The sequence below is a fragment of the Acinetobacter sp. S54 genome, from assembly GCF_016624945.1.
GTDB lineage: Bacteria > Pseudomonadota > Gammaproteobacteria > Pseudomonadales > Moraxellaceae > Acinetobacter.
This window is the reverse complement of sequence record NZ_JACVUI010000007.1, coordinates 16,008-28,886: the sequence shown is the minus strand read 5'-3', so window position 1 is coordinate 28,886 and position 12,879 is coordinate 16,008. Positions and strand designations below refer to the sequence as shown.

At 39.1% G+C, this 12,879-nt stretch carries 9 protein-coding genes, 1 pseudogene and 1 CRISPR repeat array (1 of these 11 cut by a window edge); of the genes and pseudogenes, 3 read left to right on the top strand and 7 right to left on the bottom strand.

Annotation, left to right across the window (positions count from 1 at the left end; genetic code table 11):
- A CRISPR array of direct repeats spans positions 1-3,832; the repeat unit is 28 nt; unit sequence GTTCATGACGGCATACGTCATTTAGAAA (it extends 1,720 nt beyond the left edge of the window).
- 204 nt (positions 3,833-4,036) lie between these two features.
- The 3 genes and pseudogenes from IAE20_RS11265 to IAE20_RS16940 all read right to left on the bottom strand — a co-directional run.
- Positions 4,037-4,726, bottom strand: coding sequence for a pirin family protein (locus IAE20_RS11265; RefSeq protein ID WP_200460848.1), 690 nt, complete (start codon positions 4,724-4,726; stop codon positions 4,037-4,039).
- Between the two features lie 237 nt (positions 4,727-4,963).
- Positions 4,964-6,274 carry a L,D-transpeptidase family protein gene (locus IAE20_RS11260; protein WP_200482064.1) on the bottom strand — a complete coding sequence of 437 codons (1,311 nt, stop codon included), beginning with the start codon at positions 6,272-6,274 and terminating at the stop codon, positions 4,964-4,966.
- A gap of 11 nt (positions 6,275-6,285) precedes the next feature.
- Positions 6,286-6,348 (bottom strand): annotated as a pseudogene (locus IAE20_RS16940) (4Fe-4S binding protein); the annotation flags it as partial.
- 130 nt (positions 6,349-6,478) lie between these two features.
- Here IAE20_RS16940 and hemE point away from each other — a divergent pair.
- Together hemE and IAE20_RS11245 are read left to right on the top strand one after the other, a co-directional pair.
- Positions 6,479-7,552, top strand: a complete 1,074-nt coding sequence (gene hemE, locus IAE20_RS11250; protein ID WP_200482063.1) for a uroporphyrinogen decarboxylase — start codon at positions 6,479-6,481, stop codon at positions 7,550-7,552.
- Positions 7,524-8,360, top strand: a complete 837-nt coding sequence (locus IAE20_RS11245) for a DUF817 family protein (RefSeq protein ID WP_227610934.1) — start codon at positions 7,524-7,526, stop codon at positions 8,358-8,360. Before hemE ends, IAE20_RS11245 begins: the two co-directional genes overlap by 29 nt.
- Positions 8,361-8,411: 51 nt before the next feature.
- On the opposite strand, the gene IAE20_RS11240 is transcribed toward IAE20_RS11245, so the two are convergent.
- The 4 genes from IAE20_RS11240 to folE all read right to left on the bottom strand — a co-directional run bounded on the left by IAE20_RS11240 (position 8,412) and on the right by folE (position 11,019).
- Positions 8,412-9,275, bottom strand: coding sequence for an arabinose transporter (locus tag IAE20_RS11240; RefSeq protein WP_265092584.1), 864 nt, complete (start codon positions 9,273-9,275; stop codon positions 8,412-8,414).
- Positions 9,276-9,292: 17 nt separating this feature from the next.
- On the bottom strand, positions 9,293-9,628 hold the full coding sequence (locus tag IAE20_RS16870) for an MFS transporter (protein WP_265092583.1): 336 nt from the start codon (positions 9,626-9,628) through the stop codon (positions 9,293-9,295).
- A gap of 197 nt (positions 9,629-9,825) precedes the next feature.
- A complete protein-coding gene (locus tag IAE20_RS11235) occupies positions 9,826-10,377 on the bottom strand; it encodes a VTT domain-containing protein (RefSeq protein WP_200460844.1) in 552 nt (183 codons plus the stop codon).
- Between the two features lie 93 nt (positions 10,378-10,470).
- Positions 10,471-11,019, bottom strand: a complete 549-nt coding sequence (gene folE / locus IAE20_RS11230; RefSeq protein ID WP_200460843.1) for a GTP cyclohydrolase I FolE — start codon at positions 11,017-11,019, stop codon at positions 10,471-10,473.
- Between the two features lie 359 nt (positions 11,020-11,378).
- Here folE and xdhA point away from each other — a divergent pair, with 359 nt between their 5' ends.
- Positions 11,379-12,878, top strand: coding sequence for a xanthine dehydrogenase small subunit (gene xdhA / locus IAE20_RS11225; RefSeq protein ID WP_200482062.1), 1,500 nt, complete (start codon positions 11,379-11,381; stop codon positions 12,876-12,878).
- Position 12,879: the final 1 nt, after the last annotated feature.

The window sequence follows — 12,879 nt, the reverse complement described above, 5'->3', positions numbered from 1 at the left end:
ACCATCTTTAATAAAAGAAAAGTTCATGACGGCATACGTCATTTAGAAATTATGCAATTGAAAAAATTTCAGCAGGCTTCCGTTCATGACGGCATACGTCATTTAGAAAACTTCAAATGAGTTCTCAACAGTCATTAGAGAGTTCATGACGGCATACGTCATTTAGAAAGTATGAATCTTTGCCAAGCGATTACACAGATAGTTCATGACGGCATACGTCATTTAGAAATATTGCTGTAAAAGAGAGAACAACCTCGTTAAGTTCATGACGGCATACGTCATTTAGAAAATCATCCATTCCACTTATTGAGAATTTTCTTAGTTCATGACGGCATACGTCATTTAGAAATCATCCGTGCGTATAAGCGTACAGAATGTCGCGTTCATGACGGCATACGTCATTTAGAAAATGAAACAATGTCACATTACAATAAAAACTATGTTCATGACGGCATACGTCATTTAGAAAGTGTTCACGGATTAGTGTGTAAGTTGCATAGAGTTCATGACGGCATACGTCATTTAGAAATGTTTTTAGTGGCTGTTCCAAAATGAATGGAAGTTCATGACGGCATACGTCATTTAGAAATGATTATGATGCTCAATCTAAGCCTGAAGAGAGTTCATGACGGCATACGTCATTTAGAAAGCAGGGTTTTTTGTCAATGATGCGATAATTTCGTTCATGACGGCATACGTCATTTAGAAATCTGGCCAAAACTTTCGCTACGTCAGCAGCTAGTTCATGACGGCATACGTCATTTAGAAATGACTTTGAGCAAGTACAAAAAGACTTTGGCAGTTCATGACGGCATACGTCATTTAGAAAATACGGACGATGTAAGTGAAAATGTTCCCCAAGTTCATGACGGCATACGTCATTTAGAAAATTTGGAGAAATTCTTTCTTTGAACGGTAATTGTTCATGACGGCATACGTCATTTAGAAAAACTTGCAAACGTATGTCTTAAATCATGACAAAGTTCATGACGGCATACGTCATTTAGAAATTCTAATTCAACCCAGCAAGTAGTGATTGCTTGTTCATGACGGCATACGTCATTTAGAAAAGAAATGGATTTACACGCAAAGTCAATACTTTGTTCATGACGGCATACGTCATTTAGAAAGTGATCGCCAATACCATCGGGTTGGCCAACATGTTCATGACGGCATACGTCATTTAGAAATTAGGCGGTTTTCAAATGGGTGGTCGTCCTCCGTTCATGACGGCATACGTCATTTAGAAAATCGATATGTTTAAGGTTGTAAAAACGCTCACGTTCATGACGGCATACGTCATTTAGAAAGTTTTGGATAACTCCGCTCAAAGTATTATTATGTTCATGACGGCATACGTCATTTAGAAATGACTGAGTTTTTTTGGTTACTGCTAAGGTAGGTTCATGACGGCATACGTCATTTAGAAAAACTGCAGTTCAGCTGCAGCGGCGAGATCCAGGTTCATGACGGCATACGTCATTTAGAAAAGTATGCGTGTCAGTCTGTCTGTCACATCCAAGTTCATGACGGCATACGTCATTTAGAAAAGATGATAAAAAGTTTCCTCAAGAAGTTGTAGGTTCATGACGGCATACGTCATTTAGAAATGCCAATAACTCTAAAACTAGCACCATTATCGGTTCATGACGGCATACGTCATTTAGAAATTGCGCTGCTTCATATACGCGCTCGTTTTCTAGTTCATGACGGCATACGTCATTTAGAAAACACGTCTGTGAAATTATGCTCGGTCATGCTTGTTCATGACGGCATACGTCATTTAGAAAAGAAGGACAAATAATTGAGCCATTTTGAGTACGTTCATGACGGCATACGTCATTTAGAAATAGAATGGATGCTCTTGAGCAAGAATTAGTTAGTTCATGACGGCATACGTCATTTAGAAATGACGTTGGTTATCCAATCAACGTTCTACAATGTTCATGACGGCATACGTCATTTAGAAATGATGTTGTTGGTTCTGGCATAAAGCCCCCTTGTTCATGACGGCATACGTCATTTAGAAAGAAAACAACGTGAAATAATCAGCGTTTATCGGGTTCATGACGGCATACGTCATTTAGAAAATTCTGAGTTCGTGTGCAACCATCGTCAGGGAGTTCATGACGGCATACGTCATTTAGAAACTTTGCCGCTTCAACCGCCTCGTAGTCTGCGAGTTCATGACGGCATACGTCATTTAGAAATTTCCAGAGCCAACCGATTCAGCAATGGATTTGTTCATGACGGCATACGTCATTTAGAAATTTTAGGTGATTTGTGTTCACAGGGTATAGGTGTTCATGACGGCATACGTCATTTAGAAAACATTTTTACGCGCAACGGCCCTTGCTTGTTTGTTCATGACGGCATACGTCATTTAGAAAACTAACTGATGCTAAACGAGCGCTGATCAATGGTTCATGACGGCATACGTCATTTAGAAATACTTTTTCAACATTTCTTTCCATGGTTCCAAAGTTCATGACGGCATACGTCATTTAGAAAACCTTTGTTCATTACTGGATTTACGACTACACGTTCATGACGGCATACGTCATTTAGAAATGTTATTAATCTAATTTTCGACATTATTAACTGTTCATGACGGCATACGTCATTTAGAAATAAATATGTTCCTGTTTCAGATGAGGAACTTGGTTCATGACGGCATACGTCATTTAGAAATAAACTTGATAAAACAGTACGACCCGATTTAGGTTCATGACGGCATACGTCATTTAGAAAACTTTGTAAGTGGCAATAGGTGATTCAACTTTGTTCATGACGGCATACGTCATTTAGAAATTTTGAAAAGTATTGCAAGGATGTATTCGGCAGTTCATGACGGCATACGTCATTTAGAAAAAATTGGTTCACGAGTAGAACAGTTGTGCTTTGTTCATGACGGCATACGTCATTTAGAAAAATAATAAAAGGGTAGAGCCACATTATTTAGCGTTCATGACGGCATACGTCATTTAGAAATACTTCATTTACTGGCATGGCTTGCAAAGTCAGTTCATGACGGCATACGTCATTTAGAAAACGTCAGGTCATAATCAATTCCTGCAGATGTGGTTCATGACGGCATACGTCATTTAGAAAATTTCAGTATTTAGACCAAATAAACAGGTGTTGTTCATGACGGCATACGTCATTTAGAAAAATATACTCAAACATTAATGGTCTTGATATTGGTTCATGACGGCATACGTCATTTAGAAAAATGTAAACACGCAAGTTTGCTGAAGGATCTCGTTCATGACGGCATACGTCATTTAGAAATGACAAAGCTAATAATCCAAGAACATCATTAGGTTCATGACGGCATACGTCATTTAGAAAAGTTAGAAGAAAAACAAGTAAAGGCTGCTTAATGTTCATGACGGCATACGTCATTTAGAAAACATTTCGGGCATTCAGCTTGGTTATCACCGTGTTCATGACGGCATACGTCATTTAGAAAGCCATTAAGTTATACCGAAGCTACGGCTATCGGTTCATGACGGCATACGTCATTTAGAAAATCATCGGTTAGTACGATTTGAGCTTCTACGAGTTCATGACGGCATACGTCATTTAGAAATACAAATGCTGCATATTATGCGGGTAAGTGTTGTTCATGACGGCATACGTCATTTAGAAATTTTCAGGAACATGCACTTTATGCGATTCCGTGTTCATGATGGCATACGTCATTTAGAAAAACTGGAGAGGCTTACCATCTCCAGTGGTTTTGTTCATGACGGCATACGTCATTTAGAAAATTTTGATAAGTCTAGTTGATCGATCTACACCGTTCATGACGGCATACGTCATTTAGAAATGCTGTTAACGTTACATTAATCGCTTCTGGCAGTTCAAGGTAGAATATATATCGGGAGATTTATTTTTAAAATTTTGATTGTACAGAGTTGCCATTTTAGGATTAAATTATTTAATGAATATAAAATAATTTATGATCAAATAAATTATATATTCAATAAAAAAACGCACTGCTTCTGACGAAACAATGCGTTTTTTAATAACATTATGCAGGCAAATCAAACCAGATCATTTCACTATCTTCAAGGGCATTAATCGTTGTTTTCTCATCAAACAATAAAGCATCTCCTGCTTTAACAATTTGATTTTCAATCATAATTTGACCTTTCACCACATGTACATAATTGTGTTTCAAGGTTGCCTCGATTTCCAGTGTTTTACCCGCTTCCAATACAGCAGCTTTAACTTCCGCATTTTGGCGAATAAACATAGGAGCATTATCATTAGGTCCAACAATCAAATGCCATTCATTGGGCGCTTGGTGCGGATCAAGGTTAATTTGTTGATAAGTTGGTTCAGCATCACGCACATTTGGGTGAATCCAAATTTGGAATAGATGAACAGGTTCATCCCCATTATTGATTTCACTATGTGTAATGCCTGTACCAGCACTCATTAACTGCCATTCACCCGCATTAATATGTTTTTCATTACCCATGCTATCACGGTGAGTGAGTCGACCATTGGTTACATAAGTCAGGATTTCCATATTGTCATGCGGATGCGTGCCAAAACCATTATGTGCGGCAACAGTATCATCGTTAATCACACGTAGTGGACCAAAACCCATGTATTTCGGGTCATACCAACTACCAAATGAAAAACTATGATAAGTATCTAACCAGCCTGCTTTCACATGACCACGGTTTTCGCTGCGATGTAAATAAGCATTCATTCTGCAACTCCTAAATTCTTGTGTTTTATTTCATGAACACATAGTAGCAATCTCGTATGAAAGTAAAAATACCAGGATTAGAACAAATTGTTCTATTTTTGAAATGATTTTAATATTTTATTGTTATTATTAAAAATAATAGAACAATAAAAAGCATCAGAATAATTGATAACTATAAAAAGAAAATATAAAAAAAGCCTGCATATAATTACAGGCTTTTAAAGTATTGAATTGATTTTATTCAAGGAATTTAACAGTTACGCCACTGCGTACTTTATTACCCAAATCATTGGCATCCCAGTTAGTTAAACGAATACAACCATGTGATGCTGTTTTAGAAATAGCAGAAGGGTTTGGAGTACCGTGAATACCAAATGATTTCTTGCTTAAACCAATCCAGATATTCCCTACAGGCGCATTGGGACCTGGTGGTAGTGAAAGTGGTTTCAGGTTGTTGCCTTGTACAAAATTACTTGGAGAGTAGCTATACCAAGGGTTACGAGCAACACCAACAACTTTATAAGTTCCAGCTGGAGATGGGGTATCGCTACTACCAATAGTTGCAGGGAATGAAGCAATCATTTGGTTGCGACTATTAAATAGATATAACTGACGCGCACCTTTATGGGCAATAATCAAATGAATATCTTCTGGTAGGTCATTACGCACATTGGCAACAATGATCTTTTCACCAGCTTTTTTAAAGGTTGCTTTAGGATTTAACTTTTTCAAAAAGTCTTCATCCATATGGAATTTTTCACCCAACATCTCTGTAACGCGAACATAGTACAAACCTTTCATCTTGGCTTGTAAGGCATAATCATGTGGAATAGATGCGGCGTAAGGACCTTTTAAATCGTCTTCGGTCACGGTGTATTCCACGTAAGCTGGCTTATTCTGCTTTGCGACTAAGGCATCCCACGTCTCTTTAGTCAATTCACCTGTTGGTTTCAAACCATTCATTTGCTGAAAAGAGGAAAGAGCTTTTAGCGTATTCATCCCACTGGTGCCATCAATTGCACCTGGAGAAGCATGAGTATTATTAAGCATCACTTGCGCACGTGCATACACAGGGAACTGACCACGTCCGATATTTTCATACCAGTCTGCATTATTTAAACCATCAAGTGTCCATGATGCTTTACCAGCCTGATTTTTGCTTGCAGTAGTAGTCGCTGCTGCTTTCTGAGCAGAAGTAGGCGCGATACCTGTATCTGCATTTTTAGTCTCGCTGCTTTCAAGATTTTGCAATGTGGCAGATGCCTGATTCAGGTCGTGTTCTTCCTGGGCACTGACTTGTGCTTGATCTGAACTCGCAGGACTAGATGCAGCAGCAACATTTGCATCCGGTGTAGATACAGGACTAGATGCAGACGATGAACTTTGTGAAAGAGGCTTATGTTCAATGGCAAGTGGATCAATCGGATCTTGAACGGATTGAGTGCGAATCACTTTTGGATTTAACGGTTGCTCGGCCGTAGGTGCAGCAAACGCTGTGCCAGTCATAATACAGGTTAGACTCAAAGCGAGCAAAGAGCGAACAAACATGTAATTCAACCTTAAGAATTATTCATATAGTTAGGACAGAAAACTTGGCAAGTATTACAGAAAATACATCGTGATGCAGTAGTTCTTTTGTGTAGTTATCCATTTTTATCTTACTCGATCTGCATTTTATCCCACTTAGAAGTTATTAAATAGCAAACCTTTTTGTTATGATGCATGCAATAAAAATTGAGATAGAGAAAGTAAATGACGACCTTAAAAAATGATCGTTTTCTACGTGCTTTATTGCGTGAACCTGTGGATACCACACCTGTATGGATGATGCGACAAGCAGGTCGTTATTTACCAGAATATCGTGAAACGCGCGGCAAAGCAGGTGACTTTTTATCTTTATGTAAAAATACTGACTTTGCCTGTGAAGTGACTTTACAACCTTTACGTCGCTATGACTTAGATGCAGCTATTTTATTTTCAGATATTCTGACAGTGCCAGATGCTCTTGGTTTAGGGCTTTATTTTGAAGCAGGTGAAGGGCCAAAGTTTAAAAAAACGATTCGCAATGAACAAGATGTTTTAAATTTACCTAACTTTAATGCCAAATCTGATCTGGATTATGTCATGAATGCTGTTTCGACTATTCGTTCGGCTTTGGGTGGTCAAGTTCCCTTAATTGGATTTTCAGGAAGTCCTTGGACATTGGCAACGTATATGATTGAAGGTGGTTCTAGCAAAGACTTTCGTCATACCAAACACATGCTTTATGCGCAGCCAGAAGTTTTGCATGCCTTGCTGGATCGACTTGCTGTGGCGGTCATTGACTATTTGAATGCACAAATTGATGCAGGTGCTCAAGCCATCCAGATTTTTGACAGTTGGGGTGGGGCTTTAGCACATCGTGAATATATTGAATTTTCACTCAATTATATGCAAAAAATTGTGGCTGGTTTACAGCGTGAAAAGGATGGTCGCCGTATTCCAGTGATTTTATTTACTAAAGGCGGTGGTCAATGGCTAGAACCGATGATCGCGACAGGCGCAGATGCGTTTGGACTGGACTGGACAACTCCGTTGAATGTGGCGCGTCAAAGCATTGCTGGTCGTGCTGCCGTACAGGGTAATCTGGATCCTGCGGTTTTGTATGGTTCTGCATCATCTATTGAAAAGTCCGTCAAAGCTATGCTGGACGATGCATATGCTAATGGTGAAACCACAGGGTATGTGGCCAATTTAGGGCATGGTATTACTCAGTGGGTTGATCCAACTCAACCGAAAATTTTTGTTGATACCGTACATGAATATAGCGCCAAATACTTGGGATAAAGTTTTTGTGTACATCCTGAGTTTAAGTTTTCATTTTTGTTTTAAGGCCGCTTCGGCTGCCTTGTTTGGTATTCTTTTACTATTGGCATTTATGTTTACCGCACCAATGGGTGGTCATGACTATCATGGGTTTTATCGCTATGATTATTTGCTATTTTATGCCTTAATCATTCAGGCGTGTCTGCTTTATCTCAAGCTTGAATCTTGGGCGGAAGCTAAAGTCATTGCGTTATTTCATATCATGGCCATGATAATGGAAATCTTTTTAACGCATCCCGCGATTGCATCCTGGCAATATCCACAACCTGCAATCTTTAAACTCTGGACTGTCCCGCTTTTTGCTGGATTTATGTATTCGGCGGTAGGGAGTTTTTTTGCCCGTTCGTTACGTTTATATCAAATGTCATTTGAGGCTTTACCCCGGTTTGGCAATATGCTGGCATTAGCATTGTGTTCATACCTAAATTTTATGAGCAAATTTTTTATCCCAGATCTGCGTTATGTGTTATTTATCTGGAGTGCAATTATTTTTTGGAAAACTCGATTAAATTTTTATTTATCGGGGAAAATATATCAATTACCGATGTTGCCCGTACTTTTGGTTTTGGCGTTTATCATCTGGATTGCAGAGAATATCAGTACCTTTTATAGAATCTGGCTGTATCCTAGTCAGGTCAAAGCCTGGCATATGGTGGGCTGGGGGAAACTCGGTTCGTGGTATTTATTATTGTTGTTGAGTTTGGTACTGGTACTCAAAATATTGGGAACTCGAAATAATAATGGTCATTGGAAATTGAACCAGTTTTGATAAAATAGGCAGATGACCATCTAAAATTATTGGGCACATAGTGCCCAAAGTTTAGTGTTTGATTTGTGTTTGTTGCGCAAACTTTCGGGTAAAAATATTGACTATGCCCCCTAACAGCGCGCAAAGCGCAGCCGCAATAAATACAGATGGGTATCCCAGATAAAGTGCAACTAAACCAAATATAGGCGCATAAATCGCATAGGCAATATCTTGACATGCGGAAAATACCCCCATTGCAGTGCCACGAATTTGAGCTGGCGCGCCTTTAATCAGTTCTACACCGAGTGCTGGATAAATTAAAGAACATCCAGCGCCTGTGACGATTGCACCCAATAATGCAATTTCCACACGAGGTGATATAAATAATAAAAACAGACCAATGGCTTCAACAATCAATGAATATTTGACGAGTTTAAACCCTGAAACTTTATCGGTTAAATGCCCACAAAAAATACGTACAGCCACAAAAGCCAGCCCAAAAAAGGTCAATGCGTAGCCTGCATACGCCCATTGCTGTTGTTTGAAATAGAGGGCGACAAATGTTCCAATACAAGCAAAGCCTACACCTTGTAAGGCTAGTACCAGACCAAAACGCCAAACGTATTGAATGACCTGTTTTAATGGGGGATAAATGCCACTATGTGGAACAGTAGCGCGAATAAATACATCAATAAACAAAGAGATTAAAGGTAAACTGATGATCAACAATGCAACCGCGTAAAATCCAAAGCTGTCATATAACCAGAGCCCCAATGGTGCACCAGCAGCCAAAGCACCAAACATCGCCATGCCCGTAAATGAAAGAAGTTTACCTGCACGTGGCTGTCCCACTAGGCCGAGTCCCCAGGTCAGATGTCCACTCACCAATAAGCTTTCAGCATAACCATGAACCAGACGACCAAGCAGCAAAATCATAAATTTGATTGTGATCGTCACGGGTGAAAAAAAGCAATGAGATAAATCAGTCCAGCAATAAGTAGAGACGCCATTCCTTGTAAGGTTGCACGTTTAGCACTGATTTGATCGGCAATACGTCCAGCATAGGGGCGTGTTAAAACTGTCGCTACAAACTGAGTGCCTACTGCAATACCGACCCAAAAATTGTTTAGATTTAAACTGTCATGTACGTATAGAGGAATTACCGCGAGAGGAGCAGATATCGTAAGATAAGCAAGGAAAAGTGCAATGACCAGAGGGTAGAGTGTTTTATTTTCACTTTCTAAAGAAGAAGATTTGGTCAAGATAATAGGATGATCAGTCTGTGTCATTTGGTACTCCATGGAGGGGATACCGTATAGACACATGCATCCACCTCCATTATTAAAAAAATACTGGAATAGATGCGTTGGCTAACGTGAACGCTTACGATTTTAGTCAGTCACTGTAAATGACTGCTAACGCTTTGGCAGAATATCCCATGTTTTGTAATGATGATCAAGCTGATTTTTTATAACATAAAGTAGGGTTATTCTATATCACCAATAAACATAACGGTATGGCCTAACAAGTAACCTACTGTGACCAGTAAGGCAATCCAGATAAAAGCTCCAATCACATTATATATGGAAAAAACAGTGTATTTCATGGCACTCGAGCCTGCCGCAAACGGTGCAAAAGAACGTACAAAAGGAATAAAACGTGCGACCAAAATTGTTAATGCGCCATGCCGTTTAAAGTAATCATGGGTCTTAAGTAAATGTTCATGTTTAATAAAACGTGATTTGATCTCAAAGATACGAACTCCCATACGACGTCCAATATGATAATTCACCATATAGCCTAGTGTGGCAGCAATCGAAAGCAAGATAATAACAAAACTTAGATTCATCAACTGTACAGTCGCACAAAGTGCACCAACTGCAAGAAGCAGACTATCTCCGGGTAGAAAAAACATGAAAACAAAAGCAGTTTCACAAAAAATAATCAGAAACAATATGGCATAAATCCATAGCCCATATTGCTGAATCAAAACAGGGAGATAATGTTCAAAGCTTAGTAAAAAATCAAAAAATTCCACTAACGATCTACCTTAATTATCACTTCGTTAATGTATAAAATCGCCAGACTTTATTGTATTGTCTGGCTGATTGATTCAAATTACGACATAAAGTTAATAACTTTCAGGTACTGCACTTAAAAACTCACGACGAACGTCTTTATCAGTTTTAAAATCACCTAAAAAAGAAACTGTACGTGTAGTAGATTCTTGTTTGCCTACGCCACGCATCATCATACACATATGAGCTGAATCAATCATAACAGCAACACCACGTGCTTGCGTCACTTCAAGTACCGCTTCTGCAATTTGCTGAGTTAGATTTTCCTGAATTTGTAAGCGACGTGCAAACATTTCAGTAATGCGGGCAAACTTTGATAAACCTAATACTTTACCTTCAGGTAAATAGGCAATATGTACACGTCCGTAAAATGGCAAGAGATGGTGTTCACATAGAGAATAAAATTCAATATTTTTAACCAAAACCATTTCGTGATTGTCTGATGGAAAAACGGCACTATTAGTGACTTCTTCCAGTGTTTTGCCATAGCCAGAGGTCAAAAAAGAAAATGCCTTGGCAGCTCGAATAGGGGTATCTTTAAGCCCAGGACGATTTAAATCCTCACCGACTGCGGTCAGAATATTTGCATAGGATTGCTGCATTGACATAAGACGTATAGGCTTACTCTAATAAACAAGCTCGGCATTGTATCAGAAAACCTAACAAGTGGGTCATGTAACTTTGCAGGATATTTATTCCAATGAGAGTCAATTCATAAAAGCTGAATAAAATTCAGTTTGATCGCGGTTGATATTTCATCACATACAATTTTTTATTCATTTTTTGCTTAAAAGTCTGTTAAAACTGAGTAGTGAAGTTTCTGATTTTAATCCATTTGAAAGATATATATAAAATCTTATATAGGATATTAAATCCTGTGAAAATCAGTTGATCACAAGCAAAATGGCATTGTAATTGCTCATGGAAAAGTATCTGGATACCACAGTAAAAAGGATAGAAAATGTCAGCACGTCCCATCACGTTTTATTTTCGAGGACAACGCCAGCACATTGAAACGCTCGCTCCGACCACGACCGTTTTACAATATTTACGTGAATATATTTCGGCTGAAAAAACACGTCAAACTGGAACCAAAGAAGGCTGTGCAGAGGGTGATTGTGGCGCGTGTACTGTGGTGGTTGGAGAGTTGGTTAATGACCAATTGCAACTGCGTAGCGTTAATGCTTGCATCCAGTTTTTACCCACGCTGGATGGTAAGGCGCTTTTTACTGTCGAAGATTTAAAAGCCCTAACATTGAACGCTGAATCAGATCTACATCCAGTGCAACAAGCTATGGTCGATCATCACGGTTCACAATGCGGCTTTTGCACACCAGGCTTTATTATGTCGTTATGGTCCATGTATGAAAATGAAACTAATGCGCCTAATAAAAATATAATTAGTGATTACATTTCTGGGAATTTGTGCCGTTGCACGGGTTATCGCCCAATTTTAGAGGCAGCACAACAGGCTTATGTTTACCCGCGTTTAGAACTCGAACGTCAAAAAGTAATTGAAGTATTGACCGAAATTCAAGCATTACCTTCTTTACAAGTTTGTGATCATGGACAACAATTTTTTGCCCCTAAAACCTTGCAGGAATTTGCTAAATTACGTCAGCAATACCCAGAAGCACGAATTATTGCAGGCAGTACCGACGTTGGGTTATGGGTTACCAAGCTTGGCCGGAACTTGGGGGATATGTTATATATTGGCCAAGTGAAAGAATTAAAACATATTACGGTTCAAGACGAAGTGCTAGAAATCGGGGCGAATGTCAGTTTAAGTGATGCATTCTCGAAAATTTCTGGGCTCTATCCCGATTTTGCCGAATTACAACGTCGTTTTGCTTCGATGCCGATCAAAAATGCAGGGACTTTAGGTGGAAATATCGCCAATGGTTCGCCAATCGGGGATTCCATGCCTGCATTAATTACATTGGATACCAAGTTACGTCTGCGTTGTGGTGAACAAAGTCGTGAAATAACCCTATCTGATTTTTATCTGGATTATCAAAAAACCGCGTTGCAAGTAGGGGAGTTTGTCGAAGCAATTTTAATTCCCGTTGTTATGCCTCGTTCTTATTTTAAATTTGCTACGTATAAAATTTCTAAACGTTTTGAGCAGGATATTTCTGCTGTTTGTGCGGCTTTAAGCTGTGAATTAGATGACAGCAAAAGGGTTCAAGCAATCAAGATCGCATTTGGTGGGATGGCGGCAATTCCAAAACGGGCGTTGAATACTGAGAAAGTGCTATTGGGTCAAATCATGACGCCTGAGTTGATTGAACAAGCACAAATTGCATTGACACAGGATTTTCAGCCGTTGAGTGATGGTCGCGCCAGTAGCGCCTATCGTTTACACGTTGCACAGAATTGTTTACAGCGCTTTTATATCGAAAAAATTCAGGCAAGGACACTCACCCGTGTCGAAGATTTAATTGCGATGGTGGAGGTGTAAG